The organism is Streptomyces sp. NPDC020731 (assembly GCF_044334705.1).
In the GTDB taxonomy this organism is placed as follows: Bacteria; Actinomycetota; Actinomycetes; order Streptomycetales; family Streptomycetaceae; genus Streptomyces.
Window position 1 is genome coordinate 116,626 of the sequence record NZ_JBIRTN010000017.1, and the last position, 17,853, is coordinate 134,478.

General features: G+C 70.8%; 17 protein-coding genes and 1 pseudogene. 13 read left to right on the forward strand and 5 right to left on the reverse strand.

Annotated elements, in window-relative coordinates; genetic code table 11:
- Nucleotides 1-30: 30 nt before the first annotated feature.
- From ACH4VX_RS25440 to ACH4VX_RS25485, 10 genes are all read left to right on the forward strand, one after another.
- Nucleotides 31-1,746: a nitrite/sulfite reductase gene (locus tag ACH4VX_RS25440; protein ID WP_398370343.1), complete on the forward strand. Its 1,716-nt coding sequence runs from the start codon at nucleotides 31-33 to the stop codon at nucleotides 1,744-1,746.
- Nucleotides 1,743-1,922, forward strand: a complete 180-nt coding sequence (locus ACH4VX_RS25445; protein ID WP_398370345.1) for a hypothetical protein — start codon at nucleotides 1,743-1,745, stop codon at nucleotides 1,920-1,922. Before ACH4VX_RS25440 ends, ACH4VX_RS25445 begins: the two co-directional genes overlap by 4 nt.
- Nucleotides 1,919-2,629, forward strand: coding sequence for a phosphoadenylyl-sulfate reductase (locus tag ACH4VX_RS25450; protein WP_398370347.1), 711 nt, complete (start codon nucleotides 1,919-1,921; stop codon nucleotides 2,627-2,629). Before ACH4VX_RS25445 ends, ACH4VX_RS25450 begins: the two co-directional genes overlap by 4 nt.
- 43 nt (nucleotides 2,630-2,672) lie before the next feature.
- The gene (cysC, locus tag ACH4VX_RS25455; RefSeq protein WP_398370349.1) at nucleotides 2,673-3,209 is read left to right on the forward strand and encodes an adenylyl-sulfate kinase; all 537 of its coding nucleotides are present in this window, start codon (nucleotides 2,673-2,675) and stop codon (nucleotides 3,207-3,209) included.
- Complete coding sequence (cysD, locus tag ACH4VX_RS25460) at nucleotides 3,206-4,141, forward strand: sulfate adenylyltransferase subunit CysD (RefSeq protein ID WP_398370351.1); 936 nt, start codon at nucleotides 3,206-3,208, stop codon at nucleotides 4,139-4,141. Before cysC ends, cysD begins: the two co-directional genes overlap by 4 nt.
- A gap of 172 nt (nucleotides 4,142-4,313) precedes the next feature.
- On the forward strand, nucleotides 4,314-5,642 hold the full coding sequence (locus ACH4VX_RS25465) for a sulfate adenylyltransferase subunit 1 (RefSeq protein WP_398370352.1): 1,329 nt from the start codon (nucleotides 4,314-4,316) through the stop codon (nucleotides 5,640-5,642).
- A 230-nt stretch (nucleotides 5,643-5,872) separates the two neighbouring features.
- The gene (locus ACH4VX_RS25470; RefSeq protein WP_398370354.1) at nucleotides 5,873-6,976 is read left to right on the forward strand and encodes an aliphatic sulfonate ABC transporter substrate-binding protein; all 1,104 of its coding nucleotides are present in this window, start codon (nucleotides 5,873-5,875) and stop codon (nucleotides 6,974-6,976) included.
- A gap of 36 nt (nucleotides 6,977-7,012) precedes the next feature.
- Entirely contained in the window at nucleotides 7,013-7,801 is a 789-nt protein-coding gene (locus ACH4VX_RS25475) for an ABC transporter ATP-binding protein (protein ID WP_398370356.1), read from the forward strand.
- Nucleotides 7,788-8,684, forward strand: coding sequence for an ABC transporter permease (locus ACH4VX_RS25480; protein ID WP_398370358.1), 897 nt, complete (start codon nucleotides 7,788-7,790; stop codon nucleotides 8,682-8,684). Before ACH4VX_RS25475 ends, ACH4VX_RS25480 begins: the two co-directional genes overlap by 14 nt.
- An 8-nt stretch (nucleotides 8,685-8,692) precedes the next feature.
- Complete coding sequence (locus tag ACH4VX_RS25485) at nucleotides 8,693-9,430, forward strand: sirohydrochlorin chelatase (protein ID WP_398370359.1); 738 nt, start codon at nucleotides 8,693-8,695, stop codon at nucleotides 9,428-9,430.
- A 2-nt stretch (nucleotides 9,431-9,432) separates the two neighbouring features.
- Here ACH4VX_RS25485 and ACH4VX_RS25490 read toward each other — a convergent pair whose 3' ends face one another.
- Nucleotides 9,433-9,981 (reverse strand): DUF1697 domain-containing protein, encoded by a 549-nt coding sequence (locus tag ACH4VX_RS25490; RefSeq protein WP_398370361.1) that lies wholly within the window; start codon nucleotides 9,979-9,981, stop codon nucleotides 9,433-9,435.
- A 269-nt stretch (nucleotides 9,982-10,250) separates the two neighbouring features.
- On the opposite strand from ACH4VX_RS25490, the gene ACH4VX_RS25495 reads away from it, so the two are divergent.
- Nucleotides 10,251-12,512 (forward strand): MMPL family transporter, encoded by a 2,262-nt coding sequence (locus tag ACH4VX_RS25495; RefSeq protein ID WP_398370362.1) that lies wholly within the window; start codon nucleotides 10,251-10,253, stop codon nucleotides 12,510-12,512.
- 183 nt (nucleotides 12,513-12,695) lie between these two features.
- Here ACH4VX_RS25495 and mgt read toward each other — a convergent pair whose 3' ends face one another.
- Nucleotides 12,696-13,931: a macrolide-inactivating glycosyltransferase gene (mgt, locus tag ACH4VX_RS25500; protein WP_398370364.1), complete on the reverse strand. Its 1,236-nt coding sequence runs from the start codon at nucleotides 13,929-13,931 to the stop codon at nucleotides 12,696-12,698.
- 12 nt (nucleotides 13,932-13,943) lie between these two features.
- Entirely contained in the window at nucleotides 13,944-14,066 is a 123-nt protein-coding gene (locus ACH4VX_RS25505) for a hypothetical protein (protein WP_398370475.1), read from the reverse strand.
- A 248-nt stretch (nucleotides 14,067-14,314) separates the two neighbouring features.
- Between ACH4VX_RS25505 and ACH4VX_RS25510 the strand changes: the two genes are divergently transcribed.
- The gene (locus ACH4VX_RS25510) at nucleotides 14,315-15,625 is read left to right on the forward strand and encodes an RNA-guided endonuclease InsQ/TnpB family protein (RefSeq protein WP_398370365.1); all 1,311 of its coding nucleotides are present in this window, start codon (nucleotides 14,315-14,317) and stop codon (nucleotides 15,623-15,625) included.
- Here the strand turns inward: ACH4VX_RS25510 and ACH4VX_RS25515 are convergent.
- Nucleotides 15,621-16,043 (reverse strand): annotated as a pseudogene (locus ACH4VX_RS25515) (sugar ABC transporter permease); the annotation flags it as partial. The gene ACH4VX_RS25510 and the pseudogene ACH4VX_RS25515 overlap by 5 nt on opposite strands.
- A gap of 182 nt (nucleotides 16,044-16,225) precedes the next feature.
- Here ACH4VX_RS25515 and ACH4VX_RS25520 point away from each other — a divergent pair.
- The gene (locus tag ACH4VX_RS25520; RefSeq protein WP_398370367.1) at nucleotides 16,226-17,089 is read left to right on the forward strand and encodes an aminoglycoside phosphotransferase family protein; all 864 of its coding nucleotides are present in this window, start codon (nucleotides 16,226-16,228) and stop codon (nucleotides 17,087-17,089) included.
- 10 nt (nucleotides 17,090-17,099) lie between these two features.
- Here the strand turns inward: ACH4VX_RS25520 and ACH4VX_RS25525 are convergent, their stop codons facing one another.
- Nucleotides 17,100-17,822 carry a 3'-5' exonuclease gene (locus ACH4VX_RS25525; RefSeq protein ID WP_398370369.1) on the reverse strand — a complete coding sequence of 241 codons (723 nt, stop codon included), beginning with the start codon at nucleotides 17,820-17,822 and terminating at the stop codon, nucleotides 17,100-17,102.
- Between the last annotated feature and the right edge of the window lie 31 nt (nucleotides 17,823-17,853).

A 17,853-nucleotide genomic window follows, 5' to 3' on the forward strand; every position in this document is an offset into this window, starting at 1 on the left:
TTCCCGCCTGTCTTGAAGGACGTATCAACCATGGCCGCCACCCCGCAGAATCCTGCCGCCGCGCAGAAGCCTGCCGCCGCGACCCCCCGCCGCAAGGTGAGCCGTCACCGCGGAGAGGGACAGTGGGCCGTGGGGCACCTGACCCCACTCAACGGCGCCGAGCAGTTCAAGAAGGACGACGACGGTCTCAATGTGCGGACACGCATTGAGACGATCTACTCCAAGCGCGGCTTCGACTCCATCGACCCCAACGACCTGCGTGGACGCTTCCGTTGGTGGGGCCTGTACACCCAGCGCCGTCCCGGGATCGACGGCGGGCGCACCGGTCTGCTGGAGCCGGAGGAGCTCGAGGACACGTACTTCATGATGCGCGTGCGCATCACGGGCGGCCGGCTCACCACCGAGCAGCTGCGGGCGATCGGTGAGGTCGCCGAGACCTACGCCCGCGGCACCGCCGACATCACCGACCGGCAGAACATCCAGTTCCACTGGGTGCGCATCGAGGACGTGCCCGCCATCTGGGAGCGCCTGGAGTCCGTCGGCCTGTCCACCACCGAGGCGTGCGGCGACTGCCCGCGCGGCATGCTCGGCTCCCCCGTCGCCGGGGTCGCCGAGGACGAGATCATCGACGGCACGGCGGCGCTGGACGAGATCGCCCGCCGCTACATCGGCGACCCGCGCTTCTCCAACCTGCCGCGCAAGTACAAGACGGCGGTCAGCGGCTCCCCGCTGCTCGACGTGGCGCACGAGATCAACGACATCTCCTTCGTCGGCGTGGTCCACCCCGAGCACGGTCCCGGCTTCGACCTGTGGGTCGGCGGCGGTCTGTCCACCAACCCCAAGTTCGGTGTGCGGCTGGGCGCCTGGGTGCCCGAGGCGGACGTGCCGGACGTGTGGGAGGCGGTGACCTCCGTCTTCCGCGACTACGGCTACCGGCGGCTGCGCAACCGCGCCCGGCTGAAGTTCCTGATCGCCGACTGGGGCCCGGAGAAGTTCCGCCAGGTCGTGGAGGACGAGTACCTGGGCCGCAAGCTGATCGACGGCCCCGCCGTCGAGATGCCGGCACAGCGGTGGCGCGACCACATCGGCGTGCACCGCCAGAAGGACGGCCGCTTCTACGTCGGTTTCGCCCCGCGCGTCGGCCGCATGGACGGCTCACTGCTCACCAAGGTCGCCGAACTGGCCGAGAACCACGGCTCCGGCCGGGTCTCCACCACCGTCGAGCAGAAGATGATCGTCCTCGACGTGCCGGAGGACCGGGTCGACTCCCTGGTCGACGGCCTGGAGGCGCTGGACCTGCGGGTCAACCCGTCGCCTTTCCGGCGCGGCACGATGGCCTGCACGGGCATCGAGTTCTGCAAGCTCGCCATCGTCGAGACCAAGGAGCGCGGCAGCGACCTCATCGACGAACTCGAGCGCCGGCTCCCCGGCTTCGACGAGCCGCTCACCATCAACATCAACGGCTGCCCGAACGCCTGCGCCCGCATCCAGACCGCGGACATCGGTCTCAAGGGCCAGCTGGTCACCGACGCCGAGGGCAACCAGGTCGGCGGCTACCAGGTGCACCTGGGCGGCGCGCTCGGTCTTGAGCCGTCCTTCGGGCGCAAGGTCCGCGGCCTGAAGGTCACGTCCGACGAACTGCCCGACTACGTCGAGCGGGTCCTCAACCGCTTCCAGGAGGAGCGCGAGGACGGCGAGCGGTTCGCGGCCTGGGTCGGCCGCGCGTCGGAGGAGGCCCTTTCGTGAGCGAGCGTGCGGCGCCGTTCTACTGCCCCTACTGCGGTGACGAGGACCTGCGCCCGGCCGAACAGAGCCACGGGGCCTGGGAATGCGGTGCGTGCAACCGAGCCTTTCAGCTGAAGTTCCTCGGGCTGCTCGCCCGGGGACTTGAGCGATCCGACACGGGAGGGGACCGGACATGACGGTTGTTCAGGAAGAGCGCACCACCGAGGACCTGAAGGCGCTGGCCGAGCAGGCGGGCCGGGACCTGGAGGACGCCTCCGCGCCGGAGATCCTCCGGTGGGCCGCCGAGACCTTCGGCAAGCGGTTCTGCGTGACCTCCTCGATGGAGGACGCGGTGGTCGCCCACCTCGCCTCCCGCGCCCTGCCCGGCGTCGACGTGGTGTTCCTCGACACCGGCTACCACTTCCCGGAGACCATCGGCACCCGGGACGCGGTGGAGGCCGTGATGGACGTGAACGTCATCACGCTGACCCCGCGGCAGACGGTCGCCGAGCAGGACGCGGAGTACGGCCCGAAGCTGCACGACCGCGACCCCGACCTGTGCTGCAAGCTGCGCAAGGTGCGGCCGCTGGAGGAGGGCCTGAAGGGCTACGTGGCCTGGGCGACCGGCCTGCGCCGCGACGAGTCCCCGACCCGGGCGAACACCCCGGTCGTCGGCTGGGACGAGAAGCGGCGGAAGGTGAAGATCTCCCCCATCGCGAAGTGGTCACAGGAAGATGTGCAAGCGTACGTCGACGAGCACGGCGTCCTCACGAATCCGCTGCTGATGGACGGCTACGCCTCCGTGGGTTGCGCGCCCTGCACCCGCCGGGTGCTGGAGGGCGAGGACGCCCGCGCCGGCCGCTGGGCGGGCCGCTCCAAGACCGAGTGCGGACTGCACGGCTGACATGACGACGACCACCGGATCATCGATATCCAGGGAGAACCACGTGACGACCGGAGCCACCGTCTGGCTCACGGGTCTGCCGAGCGCGGGCAAGACCACCATCGCCCACGAACTGGCCGGCCGGCTGCGCGAGCGGGGCCGCCGGGTCGAGGTGCTCGACGGCGACGAGATCCGCGAGTTCCTCTCCGCGGGCCTCGGCTTCACCCGCGAGGACCGGCACACCAACGTGCAGCGCATCGGCTTCGTCGCCGAACTGCTCGCCCGTAACGGCGTCACCGCGCTCGTCCCGGTCATCGCGCCGTACGCGGACAGCCGGGACGCGGTCCGCAAGCGGCACGAGGCGAACGGCACGCCGTACGTCGAGGTGCATGTGGCGACCCCGGTCGAGGTCTGCTCCGTACGTGACGTGAAGGGCCTGTACGCCAAGCAGGCCGCGGGTGAACTCACCGGGCTGACCGGCGTGGACGACCCGTACGAGGAGCCCGAGACACCCGATCTGCGGATCGAGTCCCAGAACCAGACCGTGCAGGAGTCCGCGGCGTCGGTGTACGCCGTGCTCAGCGAAAGGGGACTGGCATGACGACCGTCGCCACCGTGAAGGAGGGCACGGACAGCCCGTACGCCCTCTCCCACCTGGACGCCCTCGAGTCCGAGGCGGTGCACATCTTCCGCGAGGTGGCGGGCGAGTTCGAGAAGCCGGTGATCCTGTTCTCCGGCGGCAAGGACTCCATCCTCATGCTGCACCTGGCGCTGAAGGCGTTCACCCCGGCACCGGTCCCGTTCTCGCTGCTGCACGTCGACACCGGGCACAACTTCCCCGAGGTGCTCGACTACCGCGACCGCACGGTCGCCGAGCACGGGCTGCGGCTGCACGTCGCCTCCGTGCAGGACTACATCGACCGCGGGGTGCTCAAGGAGCGTCCGGACGGCACCCGCAACCCGCTGCAGACCGTGCCGCTCACCGAGAAGATCCAGAGCGAGAAGTTCGACGCCGTCTTCGGCGGCGGGCGCCGCGACGAGGAGAAGGCCCGCGCGAAGGAGCGGGTGTTCTCGCTGCGCGACGAGTTCTCCCAGTGGGACCCGCGTCGCCAGCGCCCCGAGCTGTGGAACCTGTACAACGGCCGGCACGCCCCCGGTGAGCACGTCCGCGTGTTCCCGCTGTCCAACTGGACCGAGCTGGACGTGTGGCAGTACATCGCCCGCGAGGGCATCGAGCTGCCGCAGATCTACTACGCGCACGAGCGCGAGGTGTTCGCCCGCGGCGGCATGTGGCTGACCGCCGGTGAGTGGGGCGGCCCGAAGGACGGCGAGACCGTCGAGAAGCGGCTCGTGCGCTACCGCACCGTGGGCGACATGTCCTGCACCGGCGCGGTGGACTCCGACGCCGACACCATCGAGAAGGTGATCACCGAGATCGCCGCCTCGCGCCTCACCGAGCGCGGTGCGACGCGAGCCGACGACAAGCTCTCCGAGGCGGCTATGGAAGACCGCAAGCGAGAGGGGTACTTCTAGACCCGGCCTCTTCTGCCGCCCGCAGACCACAGAATCCGGCGATCGCTCACCGGGCTTCCCGCTTCACCGCCGACAGCCCCCGGGACGAACCCGAGCCGAGGTCTTACATCAGCTCCACAGGCCGAAACCGCCGACCCGGCGGTCGCCACGGAATGTAGCAAAGGGATTACGCATGACGCCAGTCGAGCAGTTGGCGGCAACCACTCTGCTGCGGTTCGCCACCGCCGGTTCCGTCGACGACGGCAAGTCCACGCTGGTGGGCCGGCTGCTGCACGACTCCAAGTCGGTCCTCACCGACCAACTGGAGGCCGTGGAGCGGGCGTCGGCCAGCCGCGGGCAGGAGGCGCCCGACCTCGCGCTGCTCACCGACGGCCTGCGGGCCGAGCGGGAGCAGGGCATCACCATCGACGTGGCCTACCGCTACTTCGCCACGCCCCGGCGCCGGTTCATCCTCGCCGACACCCCGGGCCATGTGCAGTACACGCGGAACATGGTCACCGGCGCCTCCACGGCCGAGCTGACCGTGGTCCTGGTCGACGCCCGCAACGGTGTCGTCGAGCAGACCCGCCGGCACGCCGCCATCGCCGCCCTGCTGCGGGTGCCGCACGTGGTCCTCGCCGTGAACAAGATGGACCTGGTCGACTACCGGGAGGCGGTGTTCGCCGCGATCGCCGAGGAGTTCACGGCGTACGCGACCGAGCTGGGCGTCCCCGAGGTCACCGCGATCCCGATCTCGGCGCTGATCGGCGACAACGTGGTGGAGCCGTCCGCGCACATGGACTGGTACGGCGGCCCGACGGTGCTGGAGCACCTGGAGACCGTCCCGGTCAGTCACGACCTGGCGCACTGCCACGCGCGGCTGCCCGTGCAGTACGTGATCCGGCCGCAGAGCGCCGAGCACCCCGACTACCGGGGCTACGCGGGGCAGATCGCCGCGGGCACGTTCCGGGTGGGCGACGCGGTGACCGTGCTGCCGTCCGGGCGGACGACGACGGTCACGGGGATCGACCTGCTGGGCAAGCCGGTCGACATCGCCTGGACTCCGCAGTCGGTGACGCTGCTGCTGGCCGACGACATCGACATCTCCCGCGGTGACCTGCTCGTCCCCAGCAAGGACGCGCCGGCCACCTCGCAGGACGTCGAGGCCACCGTGTGCCATGTCGCCGACCAGCCGCTGACCGTCGGCCACCGGGTGCTGCTCAAGCACGGCACCCGCACCGTCAAGGCGATCGTGAAGGACATCCCGTCCCGGCTGACGCTGGACGACCTGTCGCTGCACCCGCACCCCGGCACCCTCGGCGCCAACGACATCGGCCGGGTGAAGATCCGTACCGCCGAGCCGCTGCCCGCCGACTCCTACGCGGACTCGCGGCGCACCGGTTCGTTCATCCTCATCGACCCCAGCGACGGCACCACGCTCACCGCGGGCATGGTCGGCGAGTCCTTCGCCGCACCGGAGCCCGTCAAGGACGAGGCCGACGACGACGGGTGGGACTTCTGAGCATGAACCCCACCGACTTCTACTCCGAGTTCGCGAAGGAGGGCGGCCGCGTTGGCAGCGGTGCCCTCGGCAGCGGGCAGGGCGGGGTGGCCCGATGTGTGCGATGACGTACGCGCACCGCTCGCGCGCCCTCACCCCCCACCGCCGTAGACGAAAACCCGCCGACTTCCCGGCCACGGCCTGAGAGACCAGGACCGCGACCGCCGGGCCTTGCGAGAGGAACACCTCCCGTGCCTGCCACGACCACCCTGCGCCGTACCCTCACGGTCATAGCCGTGCTTCCACTGCTCACCCTGGCCGCCTGCGGCTACGGCTCCCAGGCCGAGGACGACGACACCGTGAAGGTCGCCGCCGGGGCGAAGAAGATCGACGGTCTCGACTCCGTCAGGATCGGCTACTTCGGCAACCTCACTCACGGCACCGCGCTGGTGGGCAACAAGAAGGGCCTGTTCCAGAAGGAACTCGGCGCCACTGAGGCGAAGTACGCGATCTTCAACGCGGGACCGTCGGAGATCGAGGCGCTCAACTCCGGTTCCATCGACATCGGCTTCATCGGCCCCTCCCCCGCCATCAACGGCTACACCAAGTCGGGCGGCAAGAACCTGCGGATCATCGGCGGTTCGGCGTCCGGCGGGGTGAAGCTCGTGGTGAACCCGGGCAAGGTGAAGTCCCTGAAGGACGTCAGGGGCAAGCGGATCGCGACCCCGCAGCTGGGCAACACCCAGGACGTGGCGTTCCTCAACTGGGTGGCCGAGCAGGGCTGGAAGGTCGACGCCCAGAGCGGCAAGGGCGACGTCACGGTCGTCCGCAGCGACAACAAGGTCACCCCGGACGCGTTCAAGGCCGGGTCGGTCGACGGTGCCTGGGTGCCGGAGCCGACCGCGTCGAAGCTGGTCGCGGAGGGCGGCAAGGTGCTGCTGGACGAGGCGTCCCTGTGGCCGGACGAGAAGTTCGTGATCACGAACATCATCGTGCGCCAGGAGTTCCTGGCGGAGCACCCGAAGGCCGTCGAGGCGGTGCTGAGGGCGTCCGTCGGGGCCAACCGGTGGATCAACGCCCACCCGGACGAGGCGAAGACCGCTGCCAACGAGCAGCTGGAGGCCGACTCCGGCAAGGCGCTGCCCGCCGAGGTGCTCGACCCGGCGTGGGAGTCGATCAGGTTCACCGACGACCCGCTGGCCGCCACCCTCGACGCCCAGGCGGAGCACGCCGTGAAGGCGGGTCTGCTGGAGCAGCCCGACCTGGACGGCATCTACGACCTCACGCTGCTCGACAAGGTCCTGAAGGCCGCCGGTGAGCCCGCCGTCGACGACGCCGGACTCGGCATCAAGTAAGCCCGGATCCCGAAGAGTTCCCAGGAGGTGACGACCATGGCCACGACCCTCGCCAAGGCCGCCGACGGCACCGAGGCGGCCACGCACGCCGCCCGGATCGAGCATGTCTCGAAGTCGTTCGCGGGCCCCGCCGGACAGCAGCTCGTGCTGGACGACATCACCCTCGATGTCGCGCCCGGTGAGTTCGTCACCCTCCTGGGTGCCTCGGGCTGCGGCAAGTCCACGCTGCTCAACCTGGTCGCGGGGCTCGACCGCCCCACGGCCGGCACGATCAGCACGGACGGCCGGCCGGCCCTGATGTTCCAGGAGCACGCCCTCTTCCCGTGGCTGACCGCGGGCAAGAACATCGAACTCGCCCTGAAGCTGCGGGGCGTTCAGAAGAACGAGCGCCGCGAACGGGCCGAGGAGCTGCTGGAGCTCGTCCGGCTGAAGGGCGCGCACGGCAAGCGGGTGCACGAGCTGTCCGGCGGTATGCGGCAGCGCGTGGCGCTGGCGCGGGCGATCGCCCAGGACAGCCGGCTGCTGCTGATGGACGAGCCGTTCGCGGCGCTGGACGCCATCACGCGGGACGTGCTGCACGACGAGCTGACCCGGATCTGGCGCGAGACTCAGCTGTCCGTCCTGTTCGTCACGCACAACGTGCGCGAGGCGGTCCGGCTCGCGCAGCGGGTGGTGCTGCTCTCCTCCCGTCCGGGCCGGATCGCCCGCGAGTGGACGGTGGGCATTGCGCATCCGCGCCGTATCGAGGACACCGCCGTGGCGGAACTGTCCGTCGAGATCACCGAAGAACTCCGTGGGGAGATCCGCCGTCATGGCCAGCACTGAGACGACCGCGAAGGACAAGGACGGGGGCGACCTCGCCGGTCTGGAGGCGGGCCTCGACGCACTGGAGACGGTGCAGACCGGACGCAAGCCGCTGCGGCAGACCTTCGTGGAGAAGATCCTGCCGCCGGTCACCGCCGTCGCCCTGGTGCTGGCGGTGTGGCAGGCCCTGGTGTCGTTCGAGATCGTCGACGATCCGACCAAGCTGCCCTCGCCCGGCGCGGTGTGGGACGTCCTCCGTGAGGCGTGGCTCCAGGGCGAGCTGCTCGGCTACATCTGGACCAGTGTCTCGCGCGGTCTGCTCGGCTTCTTCTTCGCGCTGCTGATCGGCACCCCGCTGGGGCTGCTGGTGGCGCGGGTGAAGTTCGTGCGCGCGGCGATCGGGCCGATCCTGTCCGGTCTGCAGTCGCTGCCGTCGGTGGCGTGGGTGCCGCCGGCGGTGATCTGGCTGGGTCTGAACAACCAGATGATGTACGCCGTCATCCTGCTGGGCGCGGTCCCCTCGATCGCCAACGGCCTGGTCTCCGGCGTCGACCAGGTGCCCCCGCTGTTCCTGCGGGCCGGGCGCACGCTGGGCGCGACGGGGCTGAAGGGAACCTGGCACATCGTGCTGCCGGCCGCGCTGCCGGGCTATGTGGCGGGTCTGAAGCAGGGCTGGGCGTTCTCCTGGCGTTCGCTGATGGCCGCGGAGATCATCGCGTCCTTCCCGGACCTCGGTGTGGGCCTCGGCCAGCTCCTGGAGAACGGCCGCAACGCCAGCGACATGGCCATGGTGTTCGAGGCCATCCTGCTGATCCTGACCGTCGGTATCGCCATCGACCTGCTGATCTTCAGCCCGCTGGAGCGGTGGGTGCTGCGCAGCCGCGGTCTGCTGGTGAAGAGCTGAGGGACACCATGCGCCGTCCGGTACTTCTCGTCGTCGCCCACGGCAGCCGCGATCCGCGGCACGCCGCGACCGTGCACGCCCTGGTGCGGCGGGTGCGGTCGCTGCGGCCGGGGCTGCGCGTGGAGACCGGGTTCCTGGACTTCAACGTCCCGTCCGTCAAAGGGGTGCTGGAGTCCCTGGACACGGAGGGCGTCCGCGATGTGGTCGCCCTCCCGCTGCTGCTGACCCGCGCCTTCCACGCCAAGGCGGACATCCCCGCGGTGCTGGCTCAGGCCCCGCCGCGGCTGCGGATCCGCCAGGCCGAGGTGCTGGGCCCCTCCCCGCTGCTGGTGTCGGCGCTGGAGCGCCGGCTGTACGAGGCGGGCCTGACGCCCGCCGACAAGTCCTCGACCGGGGTCGTACTGGCCTCGGCGGGGTCCTCCGACCCGGAGGCGATCGCAGTGATCGCAGCAATCGCGCGGGAGTGGCGGCACACCGGTTGGTGCGCCGTGCGGCCTGCGTTCGCCTCCGCGTCCCTCCCCCGCACCGAGCAGGCGGTACGCGAACTGCGTGCCCTCGGCTGCGCACGTGTCGCCGTCGCCCCCTACGTCCTGGCCCCCGGCTTCCTCCCGGACCGGATCGCCCGGGGCGCGGCCGGGGCGGACGTCCTCGCGGACGTGCTGGGCCCGGCACCGGAGGTGGCGCGGGTGCTGCTGGAGCGGTACGACGAGGCCCGGGTGCCGCTGCTCGCGGCGGTCGGCGCCTGATCTCAGCCCCCGGTGAGCTCCACCAGTTTGAGCACCGTGTTCCAGTTGCGGCTGGTGGCGACAACGCCCTTGTTGAGGCGGGGCCTGGCCAGGTGCTCGGCGAGTTTGGAGCGGCCCAGGCCGTTCGCGGCGTACAGGTAGAGCGCGCGGTCGCCGAGGCGGAATCCCTCGGGCAGATACGCCTCCTGGTCGATCCCGGCGAAGCGCTCGGGGGTGACGGGCGCGGAGAAGTACGTGACGTGGAGCTGCTTGGGCTCCAGCTCGTCGGCCGGGTACGGGCAGGCCTCGACGATCCCCTTCAGATAGGCGTGATCGCGCACGATCACGTCCACGGCGAAGCCGAAGTGCCGCTCGATCGCCGCCGACAGCTCGGCGGCCAGTGACTCCTCGTCGCCGTGCGTGGCGGTGAACGCGGCCTGGCCGCTCTGCAGATGGGTGCGCACCCCCTCGTGACCGAGCCCGTCCATGAGAGTGCGCAGGTCGGCCATCGGGAGTTTCCTGCTGCCGCCCACGTTGATCCCGCGCAGCAGCGCCGCGTATCTCGTCGCCATGAGCACATTTTAGGGAGGCCGTCGTGCTCCCCGGAGGGGCCGGGACGACGACGGCGCACCGGAACCCTGATCATCGGCCCCGACGTTCCCGGGTACGTGTAGGGGGCCGCTGTCCTCCCCAGTGGGGAGGAGATGGACGCCGATGGGATGAGCCGGGGTTTCCGAGCTTCACCGGAGAGCACGACGAGACGGGCTTATCCGGCCCATACCTTCGAAAGGGTCAGGTGGCGGCAGGGGGTCGCTGCCGAACACGAGGGAGCGAGCCCGTCATGGGGAACCGAGAAACACGGGTGCGGGGCCTCGCCGCCCGGGCCGGCGGCTGGAGCGCCCGGCACCGCTGGGCGGCCGTCGGCATCTGGGTGCTGTTCGTCGTGCTGGCGATGGGACTCGGTTCGGCCGCGGGCCGGGTCGACGTCGGCGACAGCGATCAGCTCAAGGGAGAGACCAGCACCGCCGCCCGCATCATCGAGGACGCCGGCATCGATGAGCCGGCCAGTGAGACCGTGCTCGTCCAGGCGAAGGGCGAGGGCCTCACGGCCACGGACGAGGAGTTCCGGTCGGCGGTCACCGCGGTCGTCACGGCGGTGGAGAAGACCGGCGAGGCCACGGACGTCACCTCGCCGTACGAGAGCGACACCATCTCGAAGGACGGGCGCAGCGCGCTGGTCCAGTTCGACATGCGCGGCGACTCGGACACCGCCGGTGAGCGGGTCGAGCCGGTGCTGAACGCCGTCAAGGACGTCCAGAAGGACCACGAGTCGCTGCGGATCGAGGAGATCGGCGGCGCCAGCATGATGAAGACGTTCGACGACGCCTTCGGCGACGACTTCAAGAAGGCCGAGTACTCGGCGGTGCCGGTGGCCCTGGGCATCCTGCTGATCGCGTTCGGCGCGCTGGTGGCGGCGCTGCTGCCGGTGGCGCTGGCGATCACCGCGATCATGGCGACGATGGGTCTGATGGGCCTGGTCAGCCATCTGCAGCCGATGAGCGAGACCGCGAACTCGGTGATGCTGCTGGTCGGTCTGGCCGTCGGGGTCGACTACTGCCTGTTCTACCTGCGCCGCGAGCGTGAGGAGCGGGCGGCCGGACGGGACGCCCAGACCGCGCTGCGGATCGCCGCCGCCACCAGTGGCCGCGCGATCGTCGTCTCCGGTGTCACGGTGTGTGTCGCCATGGCGGGCATGCTGTTCACCGGGCTCGCCGAGTTCGAGGCGATGGGCCTGGCCTCGCTGATGGTCGTGGCGGTCGCCATGGTCGGCTCCGTCACCGTCCTGCCCGCGCTCCTCTCGCTGCTGGGCGAGCGGGTCGAGAAGGGCCGCCTGCCGTTCCTGCGCCGGCGGCGCACCGGCGGCAGCACGGACAGCCGGTTCTGGACGGCCGTACTGAAGCGGGTGCTCGCCAAGCCGGTGCTGTCGGTCGTGGTGGCGACCGGTGCGCTGCTGGCCGTGGCCGCTCCGGCCGTCGGTATGAAGACGCAGAACCTCACGCTGGACCAGGAGTTCGGCGACTCGCTGCCGATCGTGCAGACGTACAACCGGGTCAACGACGCCTTCCCGGGTGGCTCCGAGCCGGCCGAGGTGGTCGTCAAGGCGGACGACATCAACGCGCCCGAGGTGAAGGCCGCGCTCGCCGAGTTCCGTGAGCGGGCGATCAGTTCGGGGGCCTCGCGCGGCCCGGTCGAGATCAAGCTGCACGACCAGCAGAACGTCGCGTTCGTCTACGTCCCGCTGGTGGGCGGCTCCGACCAGGACAAGGCGGGCGAGAGCCTGGACACGCTGCGCGACGAGGTACGGCCCGCCACGCTCGGTGAGGTCGACGGGGTCGAGGCACCGATCACCGGGCAGATCGCCGGCTCGAAGGACTTCAACGACCAGCTGGTCGGAGCCGTCGTCCCGGTCTTCGCCTTCGTGGTGGTCTTCGCCTTCCTGCTGATGCTGCTGTCGTTCCGCTCGCTGACGGTCGCGATCACCTCGATCGTGCTGAACCTGCTGTCGGTGGGCGCCGCGTACGGCATCCTCGTGGCGGTCTTCCAGCACGGCTGGGGCGCTTCCCTGGTGGGCGCGGAGGGAGTCGGCGCGATCATCACCTGGCTGCCGCTGTTCCTGTTCGTGATCCTGTTCGGCCTGTCGATGGACTACCACGTGTTCGTGGTCTCCCGGATCCGCGAGGCCCGGATGCGGGGCCGTACGACACAGGACGCGATCCAGCACGGGGTGGTCACCACGGCCGGCGTGGTCACCAGCGCCGCGGTCATCATGGTCGCCGTGTTCGGGATCTTCGGAACGCTGTCCATGCAGTCCATGAAGCAGATGGGCGTCGGCCTCGCGGCGGCGGTGCTCATCGACGCGACGATCATCCGGGGCGTGCTGCTGCCCGCGGTGATGGCGCTGCTCGGCGAGCGCAACTGGTACCTGCCGAAGTGGCTGCACCGGATGCCCGATCTGACCCACGACGAGTCGCCGGAGGCGGTGGCGGTGGCGGTGACGCCGCCGGTGTCGCGGGACGACGAGGGGGAGCGGGTGCCGGTGTGATCCGGTAGGCGCCAAGGGCCCGGCGGTTTCCCGCCGGGCCCTTCTTCGTGCGCGGGTGCGAAGGTCACGCTGCCCGGCGCCTTCGGGGTACCTCCCCCGGAGGGGTACCCCCAGCCCGCCCGTGCCGCCCTGGGGGTACCTCCCAGGCCCTTCAGGCACTGGGGGAGGCACGACTGTCCGCAGTCACGCGGGCAGCTCCGCCTCGATGAGGTCGGCCGCCCTGCGGGTGCCGCCTTCCTCGGCCATGTCGGCCCGGATGCCCTTCAGCCGCCGTGCGACCTCCGGGTCGTCGACGAGGGCGAGGGCCGCCGCCCTCAGCACCTCGGCGTTCGCCTCGCCGGCCGGGACATGCCGGGCCACCCCCAGCCCCTGAAGCATGTCCGCGTTGCCGAACTGGTCCACGGCCTGCGGTACGGCGATCATCGGGGTGGCCGTGGCCAGCCCCTCCTGGCTGCCGCCGGCCCCCGCGTGGGTGACGAACAGGTCGGCCTGCCTCAGGATCGCGAGCTGCGGCACCCAGGACCGCACCTCGACGTTCTCCGGTACGTCCCCCAGCTCGGCGGGGCCGACGTGCTTGCCGACCTGGAGCACCAGGTGCCAGCCCGGCAGATCCGCGAACGCCTTGACGCACTCCCGGTAGAAGGCAGGCTGCTTGGTGAAGGACGACCCGAGCGACACGAGCACGACCTTCTCGGCCCCTGCGGGCCGCTGCCAGTCGCCCTCGGCGCCGCGGTCGCCCTGGCAGGCCCCGACGAAGGAGTGCACCCGCTCGTCGACCCGGTCGGCGTGGGGCTGGAGCGCCCTGGGGATCAGGACGATCGAGCGGGAGGGGCGGCCCACGAACGGATCGGGGTGCTCGGTGATCCCGTTCTCCTCCAGCCAGGCGTGGAAGCGGGCGTAGTACGCCTGCCCCCGCTCGGTCTTCTTCGGCCCCTCCCACATCGGCTCGGCGATCTCCTTCTCGTACCCGTCCCAGGCGACGAGGTTCGGTGAGAGGGAGACGGCGGGCACGCCCCAGCGGTGGGCGAGCACACGGGCCGGGTAGGAGGTGATGTCGTGCAGGACGAGGTCGGGGGTGTCGCCCTCGTAGGCCTCGATGAGCTGCGGGAGCGCCTGCACGGCGTCGTCGAGGAACGGCTCCACGTTGTCGAGCAGTGTGGTGCCCCATGCCTCCGGGTCGTCGTCGGGGCCGGGCAGCGTGCTGTTCCACGGCTTGGGCTCGGCGCCGGTCTCGGCGACCTTCGCGGCGAGGAGCGGCGGGATCGCGTACGTGACCCGGTGGCCGCGCGCCACGAGCTCGCGGATCACCTCGAGGCTCGGGTTCACGTGCCCGTGGGCGGCGATGGAGAACATGGCGATGTGAGCGGGACTGGTCATGGGCCGACCATAGGCGAGACGAGACGTCTCGTGCAACCGCATTCCGCGTGCCGCTCAGCGCTGGTAGCGGACCAGGACCAGGTTCCCGCCCTCCTCCAGCCGCTCGCGCAGCTCGTCGAGACCGATCGCCCCGCTGTAGTCCTCCTGGAGCGCGGGGGGGCCACCTTGTCCTTCCACCTCTCTCGCCGGGCAGGGCGCTCGGCCCCTTCGGGGCCGGGGCGAATGTCCGTTCCCACGGAGCTGGGCATGGGGAGCCTCATCGTCTTCAGGGCGATGCGGCCTTCCGGAAGGGGCAACGGCGAGCTTGGTCATGGGATGGGTGTGGCGGTGCGCGGTGGAGAGCAGTGGCGGGGGTGGATCGCTCGTTCGGGTGAACCGGGTGGGATGCGAAGAGAAAAGCGAGTGGCGGATCTACGTTTGGCGGCATGGCACGTTTCCGGATGTACCCGACGGTCGCGCAGGCGGAGCAGATGCTGTTGCACTGCGCGCACGCACGGTATGTCTGGAATCTGGCCGTCGAGCAGCACGCGCACTGGCGACCGGGCCGGAAGTCCGCGCCCGGGTTCGCCGAGCAGTGCCGTCAGCTCACCGAGGCCCGCCGGGAGAACGCATGGCTCGCCGCGGGGAACACGGCCGTGCAGCAGCAGGCCCTGAAGGACTTCGCCAAGGCCAAAACCGCCCGCTTCACCTCAGGATTCGGGACACCGACCTGGCGCAGGAAGTTCCAGTACGAGGGCTTCCGCGTCATCGGCACCGACAGGGTCCCGGAGTTCAAGCCAGACGGCACCCCGGAGTTGAATGCCAAGACCGGCAAGCAGGTCATGGGCCGCTCGGTAGCGGTGCAGAAGCTCAATCGTCGCTGGGCGCAGGTGAAGGTGCCCGGTTGCGGATGGGTCCGCTTCCGCCTCACCCGCCCCGGCCTGCCGAAGGCAAAGACGTTCCGCGTCACCTTCCGCAACAACCAGTGGCACATCGCCTTCGCCATGCTTCCTGAGCCGGTCCAGGCACCGGCCACAGGTGGGGTCATCGGCATCGACCGGGGCGTGAAAATCACCGCCGCCCTCTCCGACGGCCGGAGGCTGAACTGCCCCCAGCTCACAGCCAAGGAACGCGCGCGGATCCGCAAGCACCAGCGCCGGGCCGCCCGCGCCGCGAAGGGCAGCGAAGCCAAGGCCGCCGAGTATGCAAAGGTCGCCGGACTCAAGGCCCGTGAGACCAACCGGCGCAAGGACTGGTGTGAGAAGACCAGCACCATGCTCGCCCGCACGTACAGCCTGATCCGGTTCGAGAAACTGAACATCACGGCCATGACCCGCTCGGCGAAGGGAACCATCGAGCGACCCGGAACACAGGTACGGCAGAAGGCCGGGCTCAACCGGACGATCCTTTCTCAAGGTTGGGGCCTGCTGCGCCGGCGTACCGAAGAGAAAGCCCCGGGCCGGGTCGAGGACGTACCCGCGCCCTACACATCGTTGCGGTGCAGTGCCTGCGGATGGATCGAGAAGGACTCGCGCAAGAGCCAAGCCGAGTTCGTCTGCGTATCCTGCGGGTTCACCTGCAACGCCGACGAGAACGCGGCAGTGAACGTCGCGGCAGGACAGGGCGGGATCCCCCGCCCCCGGCGTGCAGCCGGTGCCGGAGGGGTGACAGCGGCCACCAACCGCGCGAGCACCCGTGAACCTCGACCCACCCAGGTTGGAATCCATCTCTTTCAAGAGGTGGAGGATGTCAAATGATGCCGACGACGACCTCGGGCATCGCCCAGGGGACGATCGCCAGGGCGCGGGCCAGCCAGCGCAGCTTCAGGTCCTGGTGGAGCAGCAGGGCGAGGCCGAGCGCCAGCAGGAACTGCGGCACCGTCACGCCGACCGCCCATACCAGGCCGATCCGGAACGACTCCCAGAACAGCGTGTCGTGCAACAGGTCCTGGAAGTTGAGGGTGCCGACCCACTGCGTGGGCTCGGTGCGGCCGGCCTGGGCGTCGGTGAAGGCCAGCAGGACGCCGTAGAGCAGCGGGCCGACGCTGAGGAGGAGGATCGGGATCAGTGCGGGCAGCACCAGGAACCAGGGGCCGTGGTCGACGGCCCGCCCGGTTTCGCGGCCCGGGCCGGGCGCGCGGGGCGCCGGTCTCCTCACCTCGGTCACCGATGTCACGGAATCAGCCCCTTTGCGCGGCGCGGGTGGGCCAGGTCATGGTCGTGAAGGTGGTCTGCCTCGTCAAGGCACCGCGCACACCGCCGCCACCTGTGCGAATGCGACACTGGCCGACGGATGGCCGGATACCGGCGGTCGGACGGGACCGGTGATCGGGCGTGGACGGACACGGAGGCGGACGGATGGACGAGGCACGGGCGCGGGGCGTACTCGCGGCGGCGGGGGTGCTGCCCGGTGCGGCGGCGGACGCGCGGCTGCTCGCCCTCGGCGAGAACGCGGTGTTCGCCGCCGGTGACCTGGCCGTCAAGGTGGGCCGCGACGCCGAGCTGCTGGAGCGGGCCCGCCGGGAGCTGGCCGTCGCGGGGTGGCTGGCGGAGGAGGGTGTGCCGGCGGTGCGGGCGGCCGAGCCGGAGGCGCTGCTGGTCGACGGCCACCCGGTGACCGTGTGGCACCGGCTGCCGGAGGCGGTACGGCCCGCCGGACCACGGGATCTGGCCGAACTGCTGCGGCTGGTCCACGCACTGCCCACTCCCCCCTTCGGACTTCCGCCCCGCGAGCTGCTGGGCGGTGTGGAACGCTGGCTGCGGCTGGCGGGCGACGCGATCGACCCCGTGGACGCGGCGTATCTGCGCGAGCGGCGTGACGGCTTCGCGTCGGCCGCGGCGGCACTGACGCCCCGGCTTCCGCCGGGCCCCGTCCACGGGGACGCGCTGCCCCGCAATGTGCACATCGGGCCGGACGGACCGGTCCTGGTCGACCTGGAGACCTTCTCGGCCGATCTGCGCGAGCACGACCTGGTGGTCATGGCCCTCTCGCACGACCGTTACGGGCTGCCGGACGAGGCGTACACGTCCTTCACCGCCGCCTACGGCTGGGACGTGCGCGCCTGGGAGGGCTGCTCGGTGCTGCGCGGCGCGCGGGAGACCGCCAGCTGCGCCTGGGTCGCCCAGCACGCGCCGGGCAATCCCGAGGCGCTGGCCGAGTTCCGACGCCGGGTGGCGTCGCTGCGGGACGGGGACGAGACGGTGCGCTGGTATCCCTTCTGAGCCGGGAGGGTCAGACCCGCTCGCCCGCCGGCTCCCGCAGCGGCCAGGTGCCGTCGATCACCGCGGTGGCGTCGCCCTTGCGGCGCAGGAAGTCCTGGAAGTCCGCCGCCCAGGCGGCGTACCACTCGATCTGGCGGCGGTGCAGCTCCGCCGGGCCGAGGGCCGCGACCTCGGGGTGGCGGCCGGCTATCGCACAGGCCAGCCGGGCCGCGGCGAGGGCGTCGGCGGTCGCGTCGTGCGCCGAGTCGAGGACGACGCCGTACTCCGCGCAGACCGCTTCGAGGTTGCGCTTGCCGCGCCGGTAGCGGTCGACGGAACGGTCGATGGTGTACGGGTCGATGACCGGGGCGGGGTCCACGCCGCCCAGACGGTCACGCAGCGACGGCAGTCCGTACCGCCGCAGCTCGGCGGAGAGCAGCGTCAGATCGAAGGCCGCGTTGTAGGCGACGACCGGGACGCCCGTCTTCCAGTAGGTGGTGAGGGTGCCGGCGATGGCGTCGGCGACCCGGTCGGCGGGGCTGCCCTCGGCGGTCGCCCGCTCGGTGCTGATGCCGTGCACCGCCACCGCGTCCTTGGGGATCGGCACGCCCGGGTCGGCCAGCCACTCCCGGCGGTCCAGCGGCTCCCCCGCCCTGACCTCGATCACGGCCCCCGTGACGATCCGTGCCTCGCACGGATCGGTACCCGTCGTCTCCAGGTCGAAGCCGATCAGCAGCTCCCGGTGCCAGCCCATGGGCCGTCCCCCTTCTGTGTGGTGCGTTCCC

Excerpts from the sequence above, each read along its gene's own strand:
- ACH4VX_RS25440 (WP_398370343.1), top strand. The coding sequence starts at position 31 with ATGGCCGCCACCCCGCAGAATCCTGCCGCCGCGCAGAAGCCTGCCGCC.
- ACH4VX_RS25450 (WP_398370347.1), top strand. The coding sequence starts at position 1,919 with ATGACGGTTGTTCAGGAAGAGCGCACCACCGAGGACCTGAAGGCGCTG.
- cysD (WP_398370351.1), top strand. The coding sequence starts at position 3,206 with ATGACGACCGTCGCCACCGTGAAGGAGGGCACGGACAGCCCGTACGCC.
- ACH4VX_RS25465 (WP_398370352.1), top strand. The coding sequence starts at position 4,314 with ATGACGCCAGTCGAGCAGTTGGCGGCAACCACTCTGCTGCGGTTCGCC.
- ACH4VX_RS25475 (WP_398370356.1), top strand. The coding sequence starts at position 7,013 with ATGGCCACGACCCTCGCCAAGGCCGCCGACGGCACCGAGGCGGCCACG.
- ACH4VX_RS25480 (WP_398370358.1), top strand. The coding sequence starts at position 7,788 with ATGGCCAGCACTGAGACGACCGCGAAGGACAAGGACGGGGGCGACCTC.
- ACH4VX_RS25485 (WP_398370359.1), top strand. The coding sequence starts at position 8,693 with ATGCGCCGTCCGGTACTTCTCGTCGTCGCCCACGGCAGCCGCGATCCG.
- ACH4VX_RS25490 (WP_398370361.1), bottom strand. The coding sequence starts at position 9,981 with ATGGCGACGAGATACGCGGCGCTGCTGCGCGGGATCAACGTGGGCGGC.
- ACH4VX_RS25495 (WP_398370362.1), top strand. The coding sequence starts at position 10,251 with ATGGGGAACCGAGAAACACGGGTGCGGGGCCTCGCCGCCCGGGCCGGC.
- mgt (WP_398370364.1), bottom strand. The coding sequence starts at position 13,931 with ATGCGGTTGCACGAGACGTCTCGTCTCGCCTATGGTCGGCCCATGACC.
- ACH4VX_RS25510 (WP_398370365.1), top strand. The coding sequence starts at position 14,315 with ATGGCACGTTTCCGGATGTACCCGACGGTCGCGCAGGCGGAGCAGATG.
- ACH4VX_RS25520 (WP_398370367.1), top strand. The coding sequence starts at position 16,226 with ATGGACGAGGCACGGGCGCGGGGCGTACTCGCGGCGGCGGGGGTGCTG.
- ACH4VX_RS25525 (WP_398370369.1), bottom strand. The coding sequence starts at position 17,822 with ATGGGCTGGCACCGGGAGCTGCTGATCGGCTTCGACCTGGAGACGACG.